At 66.1% G+C, this 17,873-nt stretch carries 11 protein-coding genes; 9 read left to right on the forward strand and 2 right to left on the reverse strand.

Annotated elements, in window-relative coordinates:
- The 3 genes from QMX81_RS16325 to QMX81_RS16335 all read left to right on the forward strand — a co-directional run.
- On the forward strand, window positions 1–1,071 hold a 1,071-nt coding region (locus QMX81_RS16325; protein WP_282263059.1), incomplete at its 5' end, for a hypothetical protein.
- Between the two features lie 140 nt (window positions 1,072–1,211).
- Entirely contained in the window at window positions 1,212–2,117 is a 906-nt protein-coding gene (locus QMX81_RS16330) for a LysR substrate-binding domain-containing protein (RefSeq protein WP_282263060.1), read from the forward strand.
- A 101-nt stretch (window positions 2,118–2,218) separates the two neighbouring features.
- Complete coding sequence (locus QMX81_RS16335; protein WP_282263061.1) at window positions 2,219–3,382, forward strand: MFS transporter; 1,164 nt, start codon at window positions 2,219–2,221, stop codon at window positions 3,380–3,382.
- 79 nt (window positions 3,383–3,461) lie between these two features.
- Here the strand turns inward: QMX81_RS16335 and QMX81_RS16340 are convergent, their stop codons facing one another.
- On the reverse strand, window positions 3,462–8,084 hold the full coding sequence (locus QMX81_RS16340) for an autotransporter outer membrane beta-barrel domain-containing protein (RefSeq protein ID WP_282263062.1): 4,623 nt from the start codon (window positions 8,082–8,084) through the stop codon (window positions 3,462–3,464).
- Between the two features lie 294 nt (window positions 8,085–8,378).
- Here QMX81_RS16340 and QMX81_RS16345 point away from each other — a divergent pair, with 294 nt between their 5' ends.
- From QMX81_RS16345 to QMX81_RS16365, 5 genes are all read left to right on the forward strand, one after another.
- A complete protein-coding gene (locus QMX81_RS16345) occupies window positions 8,379–10,034 on the forward strand; it encodes an acetolactate synthase large subunit (RefSeq protein ID WP_282263063.1) in 1,656 nt (551 codons plus the stop codon).
- Between the two features lie 33 nt (window positions 10,035–10,067).
- Entirely contained in the window at window positions 10,068–11,450 is a 1,383-nt protein-coding gene (locus tag QMX81_RS16350) for an aldehyde dehydrogenase family protein (RefSeq protein ID WP_121036848.1), read from the forward strand.
- Between the two features lie 7 nt (window positions 11,451–11,457).
- The gene (locus QMX81_RS16355; protein ID WP_282263064.1) at window positions 11,458–11,925 is read left to right on the forward strand and encodes a hypothetical protein; all 468 of its coding nucleotides are present in this window, start codon (window positions 11,458–11,460) and stop codon (window positions 11,923–11,925) included.
- Window positions 11,926–12,088: 163 nt separating this feature from the next.
- Window positions 12,089–12,610 (forward strand): DUF6622 family protein, encoded by a 522-nt coding sequence (locus QMX81_RS16360; protein WP_282263067.1) that lies wholly within the window; start codon window positions 12,089–12,091, stop codon window positions 12,608–12,610.
- Between the two features lie 129 nt (window positions 12,611–12,739).
- Window positions 12,740–13,264, forward strand: a complete 525-nt coding sequence (locus tag QMX81_RS16365) for a GNAT family N-acetyltransferase (protein ID WP_121036845.1) — start codon at window positions 12,740–12,742, stop codon at window positions 13,262–13,264.
- A gap of 12 nt (window positions 13,265–13,276) precedes the next feature.
- Here QMX81_RS16365 and QMX81_RS16370 read toward each other — a convergent pair whose 3' ends face one another.
- Complete coding sequence (locus QMX81_RS16370; protein ID WP_282263065.1) at window positions 13,277–14,365, reverse strand: LacI family DNA-binding transcriptional regulator; 1,089 nt, start codon at window positions 14,363–14,365, stop codon at window positions 13,277–13,279.
- Between the two features lie 298 nt (window positions 14,366–14,663).
- Between QMX81_RS16370 and QMX81_RS16375 the strand changes: the two genes are divergently transcribed.
- Window positions 14,664–17,795 carry a TonB-dependent receptor gene (locus tag QMX81_RS16375; RefSeq protein WP_282263066.1) on the forward strand — a complete coding sequence of 1,044 codons (3,132 nt, stop codon included), beginning with the start codon at window positions 14,664–14,666 and terminating at the stop codon, window positions 17,793–17,795.
- Window positions 17,796–17,873 lie beyond the last annotated feature (78 nt).

Below are 17,873 nucleotides of genomic sequence, written 5' to 3' on the forward strand. Positions count from 1 at the left end.
GGGCAGGGCGGCGCGGCACCTTCCCGGTGCCGCGCTGGCCGACAACGCTACGAAGGCCTGCAACGCGGGCCGATACGCGTCGCCGAAGCAGATATGCTTGCACGGGTCCGCCCCACACCCGCAGGCCGCAGCGCGATGCGTTTCAGACTGGATTCCCTCCTGCGTTCCGCCGCACTGCTGATGTGTGCGGCGCCGCTGTTGACGGCATGTGCCCGGACCAACAGGGAAACCGTGCTTTCCTCGGACACGCTGAAGGTCGTGGCCGTGACCGAAAGCCGACTGGACATCAACGTCAGCAAGTATCAGCACTACACGACGTACGTGCTGTACGTAGACGGCAACAGGCTGTCCGACCAAGGATTCTCGGCGCTCCTGCAGGATCCTGAAGCGGCGGGCGATCAGTTCGTGCATACCGATGCCGTGGTGCTGGACGAAGACGCGGTGCTGATCGCCTCGCATAACCGTGACGGGTCACGCTGCTGGACGACGCAGCTCGTCGCACGCAATGGCACGCCGACGCTGGACACGATCATGAAAGGGACCGCCGACTGCAGCCTCCGCCCGGCAGCGCCGGGCTGGCGGGCGCTTTACAGAGATCCCGGCGATCTGATCCTGATCCGTGAAAGGCCCTTCCAGGTCCATCCCATCGCCGGGTACTGGTACGCGCTGTGGATCGACGGCGACACCGTTGCCCTGTACCGGAAGGACCGGGACCATGAGCGCCTCGTCGTCAGGCTGGCACGGATTTCTTCGGATACCCCGCTCGCCGAGCAGACCCTGCCGATGCAGACCTATGCGGAACCCGACCTGCTGCATGCCCCGCCCGAGCAGCGACGGCAATGGCTGTTCGACAACTTCACGGTCTCCACGGGCGCCTCTCCCTCGATCGCGCTGCGTTCGGACCATCGACTCGACACGATCACGCCCGAGGTATGGGCGGAGTATCAGGAAATCGAGCGGCAGAACAAGGAACGGGATGCCCAGGCACGTGCCGCCGGGGATGCCTGGATCGAGGCCCAGCGCCGGGAGCTGATCGAAGCGGACGCGACGGAGCGCGACGCCACGAAGTAACGCTGTCCGGCCCCTCGTCGATGATGGCTGACGAGCAGCAGCATCATGACCAGCCCCTCCCGCAGGCGCGTTCTGGCCAATGTAGCGATTTGGTATGTTGAACACCCTCAATCCCGGTATTCAAGAGGTCTGGTGTTTCAGTGATAGAGACCCGCCTGCTCCAACAGTTCATTGCCGTGGCCGAGGAGCTGCACTTCAATCGCGCCGCCGAGCGGCTGCACATGGCGCAGCCGCCGCTGAGCCAGGCCATCCGCAAGCTGGAGGCCGCCGTCGGAGCGCCGTTGTTCGAGCGCACCCCTCGCAGCGTCGCGTTGACACCGGCTGGTGCAGCCTTTCTTGAAACCGCGCGCCGTACCGTGCAGTCGCTGGAGGACGGCGTAGCGCAGACGCGCCGCGTGGCCCAGGGCATGGAGGGCCATCTGACCCTGACCTTCATCAACATCGCCCCATATGCCTCGTTGCTGCAGGCGCTGCGCCGCTTTCGAGAGCGCAACCCGGGCATCGCCTTCACGATGCGGGAGGCCACCACCCAGGAGCAGGTCAACGCCCTGGAGCAGGGAGAGGTGGATATCGGCTTCATGCGGACACCGGGCACCACGACGCCGCACCTGCGCATGCAAAGGCTGCTGAGCGAACGGATCTGCGTCGCGCTGCCGGCCGGTCATCCGCTGGCGGCGAAGGCGCGCATCGACCTGGCATTGCTCAGCAACGAAGCGTTCGTCGCCTCGCCCCGGACACTCGGCAAAGGATTTCATGACCAGCTGATCGGCCTGTGCCAGACAGCCGGGTTCGTGCCCGACATCGTGCAGCACGGCCGGCAGATGCAGACCTTGATTGCATTGGTGGCTGCGGGGTTCGGTATCGCGCTGCTGCCCGCTTCGCTGGCGACGGAAACGCGCGAGGACGTTGTGTTCCGGCCGCTCCAGGTGGATGCGGCCGAGGACGTGTCACGGCTGGACCTGTTCATGGCGTGGAACGAGACCCGGACCTCAGCGATCCGCGACCGGTTGATACAGGCAGTCCTGCAGACCCTTACTCTGCCTTGAGGTGACAGGACGCGCGGCGTCTTGCTGCGGTATGTAAACCGTCCTTCACCCGCACAGGGCGAGGCACTAGGCTTGCGCAGCTCTGCTGTATAGGACCTGCGATGCCTGCTGCTATCTATGTGTTTTCCCTGTGCGCGTTCGCGTTCGGGCTCTCCGAGTTCGTGGTCGCCGGATTGCTGACCACGATTGCCGATGACCTGGGGGCGCGGATATCCCTCGTCGGCACGGCCATTGCCGCCTATGCACTGGGCGCGGCCATCGGCGCACCGTTCATCACCGCCCTGGTCGCGCACTGGCGGGACCGGCAGATCCTGCTGCTGGCCACGGCATTGCTCGGGCTGGGCAGCCTGCTGATGAGCGCCTCGCCCAATCTGATCACACTGCTGGCCATCCGCTTCGTGGTCGGCCTCGGCCACGGGGTCTTCATGGCGGTCGCCTCCGACGCGGCGACCCGGCTCGTGGACCCGCAGCGATCCGGCCGGGCGCTGTCGGTTGTGTGGATCGGGTTGACCCTCGCGCTGGCGTTCGGCGTTCCGATCGGCACGTACTTGGGCAGTCTCTGGTCGTGGCGCGTGGTCTTCCTGTCCATCGGCGTCCTCAGCGTGGTCGGCATGCTGGGCCTGGCGTTGTGCATGCCGAGGGGGGCTGCCCGCTCGGCCTCGTCCCGCGGCGGCGCATGGAAGGGCATCCAGGCCATCATCCATCCCCAGCTGCTGGCGACGGCCGGGATCGGCGCGCTGGTGAGCGTCGCGACGTTCTCGTTCTTCACCTTCGTCTCGCCGTACCTGCAGCAGATCACCGGTGTGGGCGTGCAGTGGCTGAGCCTGGGCATGCTGTTGTTCGGCGTCTGTGCGATCGCAGGCAATCTGCTCGGGGGCGCGCTGGGCGATGCGATGGACGGGGAGCGCAGCCTTCAGGTGGCGCTGGTCGCGTTGGCGTTGAATCTGCTCGGGCTCTACGTGTTCGCCAGCATGCCGGCCATGATGATGCTGCTGATCGGTACGCTGGGCATCTGTTTCTTCTGCATCGTGACCCTGCTGACACTGCGTCTGCTGAAGCAGGCGCAGCGCTTGATTCCCGCCTACAGCCCGGTGGCGGCGGGGTTGAACATCGCCTCCTTCAACCTGGGCACCGCGCTTGGGGGCGCCATGGGCAGCCTTACGATCAGCTATGCAACGTTGGCATCGGTACCGCTGACAGGGGCCGTGGCCGCGGTACTGGCGGGCACCGTGTTGTATCGCCTTGCTCGCCGCAGACACTCATAAGGTGTACTGGCGCGCCCATCATTGATGTCCGAGAAATGGCGACGAGAGGATTGCAGCTGCCCGGTGGGAATCACCGCTTCTACCAGTTCCAGCGCATGCCCAGCTTGCCGTTCCACGCGGTCTCGTCGCCGTTGAAACTCCAGCTGTAGTCGATATCGGCATACAGGTAGCCGGTCTGGGTGACCTGCCAGGTTCCGCCGATGCCCACTTCGCCCCATGAGCCGCCCATATCGACGGCGAACGGCACGTAGCCGCTGTTGGTGGCGAATGCGGCGCGGGGCGTGCCCCGGAACTCATGCCACACGTTGGCGCGCAGCCAGGCATTGCTGCTGCGGGCCTCACCCTGCGCGGTCTCGTGCTGCCCGGTGCGATTCAATCGCGCGCCGATGCGCCCCACCAGCGAGTCGCCGTCGCTGAAGTGCACCTGCGCGGTGTGATCATCGAGGTCGTCGACGTCGATCTGCTGCCAGATCACCTGCGCCTGCGGCTCCAGACGCCAACGCCCGTCCTCTCCGGAGGACCCGTCGCCCTCGTTGAGAACGAACGGCCAGCCGCCTTCCACCGACAGCGCCAGCCCATCGGCGTCGACAAAACTGTCGGACGTGCGCGGGGACTGCAGGCGCATGTCGTACCACGTGTACTGGGCCACGGCGTCGATATAGGCGCCTTTGGCGGAGAACGCTGTCCAGTAGCCGCCGACCGAGCCGGCCTTGAACCGGTTCGTACCGGCATGGAAGCGGTAATCCAGGAGGTTGTGCCGCACCTCGCCCTTGCCTTTGCCATAGGCGAGGTAGAAACCGGCATGGCGGCGGCGCAGGTCATCGGCATCCACGCGCCGGTAGAGGTCGGTGCCGATCTGCAACGCATCGAAGCGGTAGTCGAAGTCGGGGCCGCGATCGCCATAGATGCCGCGTCGGCCACCATCATGTTCGCCGTCGTGGCCGAGATAGCGCATCCACGCGCCATTGAATCCACTGCGTCCGGTCTCCAGGTCGCCGCGCTGGTGCAGCAGCTGCTCGTCGCCGACCCGTTCGTGCAGGGTATCGATCAGGGTGCGGCCGTACACCTGGGCCATCGCGGGTGCGGCTGCGATCAGCGACACCTCCTGGCGATAGGCCGGGGGCGGCGCCGGGGTGGGCGGTGTAGGCGGTGTAGGCGGTGGCTCCGGTGGTGGCTGGGGCGGCTCGGGCGGCTCGGGCGGCGGGCTGGGGCAGGGGGGTGCCGGTGCGCCCGGGCTGGCGCAATCGATCACCGAGCGCAGGTACCAGCTGTTCTCCACGGCCGGGCCGGAGAGCGTGGCTGCACCGCCGCGGTACAGGAAATACTCGTAGGGGCCGGCCACGACCGGCGCGGACAACGCAAAATTGTCCGCCGTGCTGATGGCGTTGATTGTCTGCACCACGCCGATGCCATCGGCCAGCGTAAGGTCGCCCCGGCCGCCACTGTTGCGGATCTCCAATGCGCCGGGGCCGCTGCTGCTGCCGTCCACCACGACCAGCTGATCCGAAGGGGAGGCATCGTCACCCAGCCAGGTGTTCAGCGCGAGCGTGCCATTGCCGCTGTAGCGCGACACGGCCAGGGTTTTGTAGCTGGCCCCTTGGGCGGGATCTCCGCCAGGCACCGCGAACGCGATCCGGCTGCGATCATTGAGCAGCGTGGTGAGCGTGGAGCTGCCGGTCAGATTCCACAGCGTGTCGTGCAGCGCCACATTGGAGAGGCTGCCGGGCAGGGTGATCGCGGCGCCGGTGAGCTCGCTGGCGGTCGCGGTGATGCTGGCAATGGTCGGGGTGTCGGCGGCCGGCACCAGCGGCATCTGCATCGGCACCGCCATCGGCAAGGGCGCTGCCGGATCATCCGGCGGCAGGTCTGGCGGGAGCACCGGGACCGCCGCATCGAGCCCATCGAAATCGGCGATGGCGCCGACCTTCAGCCATAGATCGCGCCCGCCTACCGTCGCGCCGGTCAGGTCGATCTGCGCCGCGCCAATGGCGCCCACGCCGGGGCCGTCCGCAGCGGAGAGCGTGGACTGCGTAACGAAGGCCGACGCGGGGGCGGGATCGCCGCGGACCAGCAACGCCGCCGCGCCGGGACCGGTCGTGGCCAGCGTGGTATCCGCTACGTCCAACCGCCCGCCGTTCCATGCCACCGCAGCGTGGGCCAGCGCACCACGGGTCGTCACGCGGCTGCCGCCGCCCAGCAGCAGGCGCCCATTGTCGGCCCAGGCAATCAGTCCGTGCGCCTGCACGCCGGTGGTGACGATGGTGCTTGCTGTCGCGGTCAGCAGACTGTCGGCATACGCAGCCAGCCCGTAGCCATGCAACCCGCTGGTGGTGACGGTCATGCCGCTCGTACGGATCTGCCCGGCCCCCGCCGCGCGTGCGCCGATGGAATCGGTGCCGCGTGTGGAGACACTCACATTGGCCAGGGTCGCGATCGTATCCACGCCCTGGATGTTGAAGCCTTCGCTGGCGTTGCCCAGCGTGGTGATGCTGCTGCGTGCGCCGTCGGCCTGACCCGTCACCGGAGTGACGTTCATCCAGACCCGGCCGCCGGCCGTGCCCACGTATACCCCATGCCCCGAGATGCCCGAGGGGACGAATCCGGCGGGATCGGTCACCGCATTGCCGCCGGCATCCACCGGCCGCCCAAACGTCGGCAGCGCCAGATCGGTTCCCAGCAGCACGCCCGTGTGGAGGGTGTCGCCGCTGGAGATCAGCGTGCCAGCCGTGCCACCGCTGGCGTTGAGTGTCATCCCGGGGCGGCCGGCATTGATGATGGTGGAGCCGGCGCTGTCGATGGTGCCGCCCGTCGCGTTCAGGCCGATGCCACCCGCGCCACCGCCGCCGATATAGAGATTGCGCGCGGTGATGCGGGTTGCCGCGCCATCGGCACGGATGCCGCCGCCGCTTCCCGAGGTGGTCAGGGTACTGTCGGTCACGCTGACCTGCGCGCCAGCCTGGCCATACACGCCGTTGGCATTGAGATCCGTGGTGCGTGTATCCAGGCGCAGCAACGTGGCCTGCGGTCCGGTGGTGCCGGCCGTGCCCTGGACCAGCACGGCATTGGCATTGATGCCGTGCGTGGTGATCACCGTGTTGGCCGCCTGCAGCCGCGATGTCGCCGAGGCGGCCTGGGCCACGAGTACGCCGGTGCTGTTGTTGCCAAACGTTTCGATGCGCGTGGCGGTGGCCAGCGGTGAGCCGTCGGCGGCCACGTCCAGGCGCAGCGTGCCGCCGCTGGACGACACCTGCGCACCATTTGCGCCGGTGGTGCCGGTGGCCACATAGGCGGCCGGATCGGTCGTGACAGTGCCACCGGCATCCACCGGCAGGCCATAGCTGGCGGCGGAAGGATCCGTACCGAGCTGTACGCCCGTGAGCAGGACATTGCCTTGGCTGAGCACCGTGCCGCCGCTGGCCGCCTGCAGACCAACCGCCGCATTGCCGCCGGCAATGCCGGAGGTGTAGATCGCACTGCTGCTCAGCGTGAGCGTGCCTGAGGTCAATGCATGGGCACCGATGGCGCCGTTGAGCAGCGTTGAGAGGCGCAGCCCGTTTGCCGTGAGCGCGCTGCCACTGCCTTCGGCGCGCAGCGCATTGCCGGTCTGTCCCGCAGCAATGACGATACCCGGCGCACCTGCCAGTGTGACCGTGCTGCCGCCCCCGGCCAGCACGCCGTGCGCATTCTGCCCGGCCACGCGGATGTCCACCCCATCAACCTGCACCTGGGAGGCGCCAGCGGCCGACAGCCCGTGTGCGGTGGTGCCGGTGGCGTTGATGGTCAGCCCGGACATGATGCCTTGCGCATCAGCGAACACCAGGCCGGTCGCGCCGGTGCCGGTGGTATCGATGGACAGCTGGGATGCCTGGAGGCGCGAACCGGTGGCAAAGCGTCCACCACTGTTGTTGTTGCCTCGGGTGAGGATGTTCACCGCGTGCACGTCGAACTGCGCGCCGCTGGCGCCGAGCAACCCGTGGCTGCCATTGGTTGCACCGGCGCCGGCGCCCAAGATATGGATCGATGTGGTGCCACCCGTGGGAATGCCGGCGCTGTCCACATTCAACCGGACGGTGCCGTCAATGGCACTGATGCCGTGGGCCGCCGTTGCGGCCTTGCCCACGTAAGCGCTGGGATCGGTGACGAGATTGCCGCTGGCATCCACCGGCAGGCCGTAGGTGGCGGGGTTGCCGGGTTGCGTCCCGAGCAGTATTCCGGTGGCAATGACATCGCCGCTGCCGGTGAAACTGCCGCCCGCTACCTGGAGGCCTTCGCTGTTGGCCAGGGACGTGTAGAAGCGCGTGCCGTTCGAGGTCAGCGTGGTGCCTGCCTCCAGGCGGGCAGCAGGCCCTCCGGCGCCCAGTCGGCTGACGGTGGAGCCAGCCGCCAGGAAGTTGACCGCGCCCGCGTTGGTCGAGCAGACCGTGGCCGTGTTGGCGGCACTGGTGATCAACGCCACCGCGCCGGTAGCGTTGATCACGCCGGCATTGGCGGCATAGAAGGCCGGTGCACCGGCGGTGGTCGGCGCGTACGTGCCGCTTGCGATGGTCTGGACCGTACCGTTCGCACGGACCTGCTGGGCGGGTACGGTGGCCGGCACCGTAATGCAGCTGGCGGCGTCCACGCTCTGCGCCAGTGCGGACCAGGGCGCCGCGGCCGCCAGACCGACCACGAGCAGGCTGCCGCGGATCGATTGCGGTGACACGAACGTACCCGCACACGTCACGCCGGATGCTGCTCGGCGACCAGATCGGGAAGTGTCCACGTTTTATCCATGTTGTGCTGTGTTGATCTACATGCACGAAGTCGCCACGCACGGCGGGCACCGGGTGTCACTCGAGTCTGGCCACAGCGCTTTACGCGCTCAACCGCAATACATGCGGGATGAGGGCAGTAAAACTACCGGCACCCGCGGGGCACAGCATCCCGCAGACAGGCGACGCAGCGCTGACATCGGCCCGGGTATAGTGATCGTGACTTCACCGCAAGGATCGAAGCAATGCAGAAGGGCTCGGATCTACTGGTCAAGGCGCTGGAGAACGAAGGCGTCGACCGCATCTTTGGTGTCCCGGGCGAGGAGAATCTGGACTTCCTCGAGTCGCTCCGGACCTCGCACATCGAGCTGGTGCTTACCCGCCACGAGCAGGCGGCCGCGTTTATGGCCGCCACCCACGGCCGGCTCACCGGCAGGCCCGGGGTCTGTCTGGCCACGCTCGGCCCGGGCGCGCTGAATTTCTCCACCGGCGCCGCTTATGCCCACCTCGGCGCGTGGCCGATGATTCTCATCACGGGGCAGAAGCCGATGATGAGCGCCAAGCAGGCACGGTTCCAGATCGTGGATATCGTGGCCTCGATGAAGCCGCTCACGAAAATGACGCGTCAGATCGTCAGCCCGGCCGCGATTCCGGCCACGGTGCGCGATGCCTTCCGCGTGGCCATGGAAGAGCGCCCCGGGCCAGTGCATCTGGAGCTCCCGGAAGATGTCGCTGGCGAGGAGGTCGAAGATATTCCCGTCATCCCGGCCCATCCGCTGGAGCGTCCGATCGCACCGTCTGCCGCGCTCGACCGCGCAGAGGCGGCCATCCTGGCCGCCAAACGGCCGCTGGTGATGATCGGTGCGGCGGGAAGCCGCCCGTGGCTCGCCGAGGCGCTTTCCGCGTTCGTCGCACGGACCCGCCTGCCGTTCTTCAACACGCAGATGGGCAAGGGCGCCGTCACCGGCGGCTCCAACCTGTACATGGGAACAGCCGCGCTCTCCGAGGGCGACTATGTCCACGAAGCGGTTGCCCGCGCCGATCTGATCATCGCCATCGGCCATGACACGGTCGAAAAGCCGCCCTTCCTGATGAAGAGCGGCGGCGGGCCCAAGGTCATCCATATCAGCTTCCAGTCCGCCACGGTGGAGCAGGTGTACCACCCCGATATCGAGGTTCTGGGCGACATCGGTGCCTCGATGGATGCGCTGGCCGGGCGGCTGGAAGGCCGCGTGGCGACTGACGAAGGCATGATCGAGCTGCGCCAGAAGATCCTGGCCCGCCTCAATGACCGTGCCGAGGAGGACCGCTTCCCGGTCACGCCGCAACGGGTCGTGCATGACGTACGCCAGTCCATGCCGGACGACGGGATCGTCTGCCTCGACAACGGCATGTACAAGATCTGGTTCGCCCGCAATTACCGAACGCACGTCGCCAACACGCTGCTGCTCGACAACGCACTGGCCACGATGGGTGCGGGCCTGCCATCGGCGATGATGGCGGCCATGCTGTACCCCCAGCGGCGCGTCATGGCCGTGTGCGGTGACGGTGGCTTCATGATGAATTCGCAGGAAATGGAAACCGCCGTGCGGCTGGGCCTCAACCTCGTCGTGGTGATCCTCAACGATAGTGCCTACGGCATGATCCGCTGGAAGCAGGCGGTGGATGGTTTCGAGGATTTCGGCATGCGCTTTGGCAATCCGGATTTCGTGAAGTATGCCGAGGCGTATGGCGCGAAGGGGAGCCGGGTGACCGCGGTCGACGACCTGGTGCCGATGATCGAGGCTGCTTTCGCTGGTGGCGGTGTCCACGTGCTGGATGTGCCGATCGACTATGCCGAAAATACCCGCGTGCTGGTGGATGAGCTGCGCAACCGCACGCCGGACGTGGGCTGCGCGTGACCCCCCGGCTGCCCCTTCCGCAAGGAGCTCAAGATGCTGACCGTCGTACAGGCCTTTGACCGCGCCCCCATCGCAGAGATCGGGCTGGATACCGCCGCCGCGCTGGAGCGCAAGCTCAGTGCTGCCGAGAGCGTCTTCAAGGACCGCGACGGCTGGCTCGCCCCGCACCAGCGCATCGCCATCCTGCGCAGGCTTGCCGCCCTGATGGACGCCAAGCGCGATCACCTCGCCCTGCAGATTGCACGCGAGGGCGGCAAACCGCTCCCGGATGCCATCATCGAGACCGCACGTGCGATTGATGGCGTCCACAACGCGGCCGACGAGCTGCGCAACTTTGCCGGCCGCGAAATCCCGATGGGTCTTTCGGCAGCGTCCGAGGGCCGCTGGGCGTTCACGACCCGGGAGCCCATCGGCATCGTGGCGGCCATCTCGGCGTTCAATCACCCGCTCAACCTGATCGTCCATCAGGTCGCGCCGGCCATCGCGGTGGGTTGTCCGGTCATCATCAAGCCCGCCTCGGCAACGCCGCTGTCCTGCCTGGAATTCGTGGCAATGGTGCATGAGGCCGGGCTGCCCGAACCGTGGTGCCAGAGTTTCCTCCCGGACGGCAACGACCTGGCCGAGGCGCTGGCGACCGACAAACGCATTGCCTTCCTGAGCTTCATCGGTTCGGCGAGGGTAGGGTGGTCGCTGCACGCCAAGCTGGCACATGGCGCACGTTCGGCGCTGGAACATGGCGGGGCTGCGCCCGCCCTCGTCGATCGCAGCGCTGACCTGGCCAGGATCATCGAGCCGATCGTCAAGGGCGGCTACTACCATGCCGGCCAGGTGTGCGTTTCCACCCAGCGCATCTTCGTCCACAACACCATTGCCGACGACTTCACCCAGGCCCTCGTCGCCCGGGTTGAACGGCTGCGTACCGGCGACCCGACCCTGAAGGACACCGAGGTGGGCCCGCTGATCCAGCCGCGCGAGGCCGACCGCGTGGCCGAGTGGATTGACGAAGCGGTGAGCGGCGGTGCGCAGCGTGCCACAGGCGGCAAGCGCCTCTCCGAGACGATGTTGCAGCCCACCGTATTGCTCGATCCAGCCAGCGACGCTCGGGTAACCACGCTGGAAGTGTTCGGGCCGGTGGTGGCGGTGTATCGCTTCGCGGACCTCGACGAGGCGATTGCTCGCGCCAACGCCTTGCCCACCGCCTTCCAGGCCAGCGTGTTTGCGCAGGATATCGATATCGCCATGCGCGCTGCCAACCGCTTGGATGCCTCGGCCGTGATGATCAATGATCCGACTGCATTCCGCACGGACTGGATGCCTTTCGCCGGCCGCCGCGAATCGGGTTATGGCACGGGCGGGATTCCGTACACGATGCGGGACATGTCGCAGGAAAAGATGATTCTGATGCGGAGGAGTTGAACCCCTTATGGCCAGGTCGGTATCGGCAGAAAAGCAGCGTGAGTACGACCAACTGAAGCGCTTCTTTGTTCACTGGCAGACACATCTCACGCCGCATCGGGTGTTGGGGCTCGAGCACCCGCACAATCCCATCAATGTCCTGGCGGCCTACGAGCGCCAGCTGGGTGTTTCACGTGTGCTGCCAGGCCTGAAGCAAGCGGTCAATGACATCCTGGAGGACTTCGAGGATTTCTCGCCTCAGGAGATCGCTGCAGCCGATGCCTCTCTGGCCCGGGCCGGCGCACCGACGATGAGTCAGCTCTGGCAGGGCCGCTCTCGTCACTACAAGGCGATCCTGCGGCGTGGCCGCCTCCGCAATGACACCGAGTACTATCTGGCCTCATCGATTGTGTGTGATACCGCCTCGCAAGTTCCCCCCGACGAACTGGACCTTCTGGACAGGATGGTGGCCAACTATGCGTTGCAGCGGACCTGACCCTTTACACGCACCCTGGCTCGTCGCCAGGAGAGTGAGGGGGGGTAATTCCTGATCCCTGACACCTGTCACTTGTGATGGGTCGGTGCAAAGCGAGAATGGACCCATTCCCGCGCGGCGTTGCATCGCCGGCACCCACCCACATCAAGGACGTCCTGTGAACATGCTGCTGAGCCTCATCTCGAGTACCCCTGTGTGGGTCTGGGCGCTTCTGGTCTTTCTGGTCACCCGTGGCGTCAGCGCCATGAAACCCGGTGAAACCTCGCTCACGAAGCTGGCGATCGTGCCGGCCCTCTTCACCGCTTGGGGAGTCTGGTCGCTGGGCCACCGCTTCGGTAGTTCCTGGGAGGCGTGGGCGGAATGGCTGGTCGGCATCGGTGCGGGCATGGGCCTTGGGTGGATGCTGCTGCGACGGGCAACGCTCACCGTCAACATGTCCACGGGGAGGTTGTGGCGCCGTGCGGACTACAGCCTGCTGCCGCTGCTGCTGCTCACGTTTGTGGTGAAATACGGCTTCGAGGTCGCGCTCTCCGTTTCCCCTTCGCTCAACTTCGATGACGTCTTCCGCGCCGCCTATCTGTTGCTGTCGGGCGGGTTCACCGGCGTCTTCATCGGGAAGTACCTGCGATACCTGCGTGCCTCGCGGCTTGCCACGCCGCCCTCGGCGCTGGAAGCGGCGGGCTGAGGCCACCTGGGGTACATGCCCCGGCTCTGCGATGCCGACGTCGATCTGGCGAGAGGCTTGGTGTCTGCCCCCGATGGCGGCACACTGCTTCTGGACGTGGCATATCGCCACCAGGCAGGAGAGGTATGCGTGACGGATGCTGCAAAAGAAGCGCTGGCGATGCGTCGCGCCAGTGTGGCCGATGCGCCCGCTGTACTGCGCTTGTTCGATGAGGTGATTGCCTGGTTCGTGGCCATCGGCAACCCGCAGCAGTGGGGTAGCCAAGCGTGGTCATCGATTCCGCGCCGTATCACCCAGATGACCGACGCCTGCGCGCTGCCGGGTGCGTGGGTGGCTGAAACCTCACAGGGCGAGGTGCGTGCGTTCCTGGCGTTGGGGGACGCCATGCCTTACGTGCCCGCGGCGGTCGAGCCAGAGCTCTACGTGCGCGTGCTGATTGCTTCGCGCGATCCGCGCGTGCGCGGTATCGGCCGCCGGCTGATGGCGTTCGCCGACGAGCAGGCACGTGCCGCGGGTGTCGCTTCCGTGCGCGTGGATTGCTATGCCGGGGGCAGTGGCGACCTGGTGCGTTTTTACGAATCGTGCGGATACGAGCGGCTGTCGACCTTCAACATGGAAGGTTGGCCGGGCCAGGTGCTTGGCCGCCGCTTGTGAGGCAGCCGCTGGCTAAAAGGCCAGCAAAGGCCTCGAGACAGACGCCCGCGTGATCAGCTGGTGGGGCAGCACATGGTTCACGGTCGCGCGCGCCGAGGACGCGGGATGCCGGATCGCGCGCAGCAGGATATCGACGGCGGTGTCCGCCATCTCGGCCACCGGCTGATGGAGGGTGGTCAGTTCGGGCCACACCATCGTCGCCGCGGAGGTGTCGTCGAAACCCACCACCGAAAGATCCCCTGGCACCTCCAACCCGCGGCGATGCGCTACGGAAACCACGGCCGACGCCATGTCATCGTTGCTGGCGAAGATCGCGCTGGGCGGCTGGGGCAGCGTCAACAACCGTTCGGCCGCCTCCAGCCCGGAGCGGTAGGTGAAATACCCCGGCTGGACGAGGGTGTCGTCGTAGCCGATGCCGGCGTCAGCCAAGGCGTCCCGGTAGCCCTGCCAGCGGTGCGCGCTGGCGGTCTGATTCGGATCGCCGGTGATGTAGCCAATGCGGGCATGCCCGTAAGCGATCAGATGCGACACCATGTCGTGGCTTGCCTGGCGATCATCAATGCGCACGCACGAGAGCCTGTCGCTGAACTGGCTGGATGCGATGGCGACGACGGGAATGCCGGCGGTCACGAAGGTGTCGACGATGTCCTGTGATTCGCACAGCGGCGGCGGAAGAATCACGCCCGCCACGCTGTTGGACAATTGCCGTGCTGCCTCGCGACGTTGCTGGGTGCCCAGTTCATCCCAGGTGGCGATCACCAGCTGTGCCGCTGCCCGGGTGGAGCCGCGCAGTGCGCCCACCAGCAGTTCGCGCAGGTAGCTGGAGCTGGGGTTGGTATAGATCAGTGCGATGCAGGTGTGCTGCGCCGCGGCCAGTGCGCTCGCCGCAAGGTTGGGGCGGTAGTCCAGTGCCAGCACGCTGCGCATGACGCGCTCGCGGTTGCCTTCACGCACGCCCGCATGGCCGTTGATGACGCGCGACACCGTCATGGCGGACACGCCGGCGTGCGCTGCGACGTCGTCGATGGTGATGGCGCTGGCTTTCCGACGCACGACTTTCTGGCTGTTTTTCAGGACACGCGCTCCTTTGCTGCGCTGCATGATGACAAGCGCGACCCCGGATGATTAGTCTGCGGCCGTGACGTGATGGTAGCGCTACCACTTGGCCGGGGTAAGGGCCAACGGGTACCCCCCCTTTACCACGCGGCTGTTCTGGCAAGCCTGAAAGCGAGTGTGAGTCGCAGCAAGCGCACAGCGCGCTGCGATGTTCGGTGTGGAAGACGGGCATCGCCCGTACGTGCCCCCAGGAGGGGCGGTACATCCATTCGATCGTTATGTCAGAGGGGAGAGTCATGAGCGCTTCTACGTTCCGTCGTACCCAAGGCCGGGGGGCTCGTTCATGAGCCGCACGCTGGCGAAGTTCACCTCCAGGGCCATGTTCACGTTTGTCGGTGGCGTCCTGGTCATCAATCCTGCATTTGCACAGGACGCGCCAACGCCCGCGACCGTCGCCCAGCCGCAGGCCCAGCCCAGCCCGACCCAGCTGGACACCGTGCAGGTCACCGGCATCCGCAACAGCCTCAGCCAGGCGATGGACATCAAACGCGACTCGGCCGGCGTGGTGGATGCCATCAGTGCCGAGGATATCGGCAAGTTCCCGGATACCAACCTGGCCGAATCGCTGCAACGCATCACCGGCATCTCCATCGAACGTCGTGATGGTGAAGGTGCACAGGTCACCGCGCGTGGCTTTGGCCCGCAGTTCAACATGGTCACGCTCAACGGGCGGCAGATGCCGGGCGCGGATGCGTTCGGCGCGTCCGGGCAGGTCGCCATCGGCGGCGTGGACGGAGGTACCCGTGCCTTCAACTTCGCCCAGCTGGCCGCCGAATCCATCAATGGCATCGAGGTCTACAAGACCAGCCAGGCCAATGTCCCCAGCGGTGGGATCGGCGCCACCATCAACATCCTGACCGGACGCCCGTTCGATCATGACGGCACCGTCGCCAGCGCCGGTGCGAAGGTCGTCTCCGACCAGAGCCAGCCGTTCGACAACGACCTGACGCCCGAACTGTCCGGCATTTTCAGCTACAGCAACCCGGAAAAGACCTTCGGCGTCGGCGTGAGTGCGAGCTACCAGAAGCGCAAGGGTGGCTCGGTGCAGGCCACCAACAACTACTGGAACATCCAGCCGTGGACGGGCACGATGCCCGGCAACCCGACCGTGGTCAATGCCCCGGCGGTGGGCGCACTGTACGGTCGCCCGAACGACCTTCGCTATGCGTTCTCCGAGTTCGAGCGTGAGCGCATCAATGGTCAGGCGGTGCTGCAGTTCGCGCCGACCGACGCGGTGACCCTGACCCTGGACTACACCTATTCGACCAACGAGATCACCGAGAATCGTGGCGAACAGGGCATGTGGTTGCAGAACAGCAACTACACCGATGTCACGTTCGACACCAGCGGTGCGGTCGCGACGCCGGTCTATATCCGTGAAATCGCGGGCACCAAGGATTTCGGGCTTGAGCAGCAGCGCAGCATGCAGAAGTACAAGCTGGGATCGCTCGGTTTCAACGCCCTCTGGAACGTCACCGACCGGTTCAAGCTGACCTTCGACGCGCACGATTCCAAGAACGAAAGCCGGCCGAACGATCCGCTCACCGGGGGCGGCTCCATCTTCAGCAGCATCGCCGGCACCAACAACTGCACCACCGGGCCGCATTGCGGTGGGTCGTGGGTGCAGGAAATGAACTTCAACAACGGCTTGCCGGTGGGCACCCAGGTCTGGTACCCGAGCACGGCCGATGCCCTCGCCAAAGCCAATGGCGTGGTCAACCCGGGCTTCGTGCCGGGCGAGATCGGCTCGCAGGTGCTGCGCATCAATTCGCAGACCCAGGTCAGCGAGATCAAGCAGGGGCGCATCGACGGTGAGTGGAGCTTCGACAAGGGGCGCTTCCAGTTTGGCGTGGACTCGAGCAAGCAGACCACCCACCGCATCCAGGCCGCGGAGAATTACAGCACGCTGGGCGACTGGGGCGTGGCCAACGTCGACGGGGATGTGGCCAATGGGCTGATGGACCTGCTGCAGCCGGTCAACATCGTCGGGTTGTTCAACGACTTCAATGCCAACAGCTTCACCGCCTGGCGCGGCGATGCGGGCCGCCTCGCGCAATGGGCGGCGGACAACTATGGCGCCAGCCTTGGCGTGAGCCCGCAGCGGGCCGCCGACAACCTGGTGGAGGAGAAGACGAAATCGGCCTATTTCCAGGTCGAGCTGGATGGCGAGCTGGGCGGCCTGCGCACCAATACCCGCCTGGGCGTGCGCTATGAAACCACCGATGTGGTGTCCACGTCGGTCATCGCCATCCCGGAGGCCATCGAGTGGCAGTCCAACAACGACTTCCGCGTGGTGCTGTCCGATGAGCAACAGCCGTTCACCGAGAAGAACAGCTACAGCTACATCCTGCCCAACCTCGATTTCAGCATCGACCTCATGGACAACCTGAAGGGGCGTGTCTCGTTCGGCAAGAGCATCGCGCGCGCGCCGATCGGCAACCTCTATGCAGGCCCGACCGCACAGCAGCCGTTTGGCTCGGTGCTGATCGATCCGTCTTCGCGGGCCAGCGGCACCGCACAGAACCCGCAGCTGAAGCCGCTGGAGTCCGACAACCTCGACCTGGCACTGGAGTGGTACTTCGCCGATGCGAGCTACGTGTCGTTGACCTACTGGAACAAATCCGTCAACAACTTCATCGGCAACACGATCGTGCAGGAGAATCTGTATGGGCTGAGGGATCCCACCGCCGGTCCGGATGCGCAGGCCGCGTTGGCCTTCCTCAACAGCGGCGCCTGCATCACCCAGGTCGGCGCGGCCAATGCGGCGGCCTGCTCGGCCAACGATACGGCCCTGTTCACCGCGCTGGCCCTGTTGCGCAACAACCCGGCCGGGTTGCGCGCCTATAACGGAACCGACGCGCAGGTGCTGGCCACCGAAGCGGCCTACGATCTGTACGGGGAGGGTGATGACCCGCTCTATGCGTTCAACGTCAACCGGCCCATCAACCAGAACCAGGCCAAGCTGCATGGCTGGGAGCTGGGTGGCCAGTACTTCTTCGGCGATACCGGCTTTGGCGTCCTCGCCAATTACACCCTCGTGAACGGCGATGTCGGCTACAACAACGGGGGCGACCCGGCCATCGACCAGTTCGCCTTGACCGGCCTCAGTGACACCGCAAATGCCGTGCTAATGTACGAAAAATACGGTTGGTCGGTCCGCTTGGCGTGGAACTGGCGTGACCAGTATCTGATTCTGGCCAACCAGGGGGCCAGCCGGAATCCGTACTACGTAGAGGCGTACGAACAGTGGGATCTCAGCGTGAACTACACGCTGGACGATCACTGGTCGTTCGGCCTGGAAGCGATCAACCTGACCGGTGAGGACGTCCGTTGGCGCTCGCGCACCTCGCAGATGATCGTGAAGCTGGCTGACCAGAGCCCGCGTTACATGCTCGGCGTTCGTTACAGGTTCTGACGTGTGGGGGTGGGGGGGGGGGGGGGGGGGGGGGCCCGCGCCGGGGGGGGGGGGGGGGGGGGGGGGGGAGGGGCGGGT

The organism is Stenotrophomonas sp. PS02301 (assembly GCF_029959485.1).
Taxonomy (GTDB): Bacteria; Pseudomonadota; Gammaproteobacteria; order Xanthomonadales; family Xanthomonadaceae; genus Stenotrophomonas; species Stenotrophomonas maltophilia_Z.

Bases quoted from the DNA above. Each gene is read 5' to 3' on its own strand.
- QMX81_RS16335 (WP_282263061.1), top strand. From the start codon at position 2,219: ATGCCTGCTGCTATCTATGTGTTTTCCCTGTGCGCGTTCGCGTTCGGG.
- QMX81_RS16345 (WP_282263063.1), top strand. From the start codon at position 8,379: ATGCAGAAGGGCTCGGATCTACTGGTCAAGGCGCTGGAGAACGAAGGC.
- QMX81_RS16350 (WP_121036848.1), top strand. From the start codon at position 10,068: ATGCTGACCGTCGTACAGGCCTTTGACCGCGCCCCCATCGCAGAGATC.
- QMX81_RS16355 (WP_282263064.1), top strand. From the start codon at position 11,458: ATGGCCAGGTCGGTATCGGCAGAAAAGCAGCGTGAGTACGACCAACTG.
- QMX81_RS16360 (WP_282263067.1), top strand. From the start codon at position 12,089: ATGCTGCTGAGCCTCATCTCGAGTACCCCTGTGTGGGTCTGGGCGCTT.
- QMX81_RS16370 (WP_282263065.1), bottom strand. From the start codon at position 14,365: ATGCAGCGCAGCAAAGGAGCGCGTGTCCTGAAAAACAGCCAGAAAGTC.
- QMX81_RS16375 (WP_282263066.1), top strand. From the start codon at position 14,664: ATGAGCCGCACGCTGGCGAAGTTCACCTCCAGGGCCATGTTCACGTTT.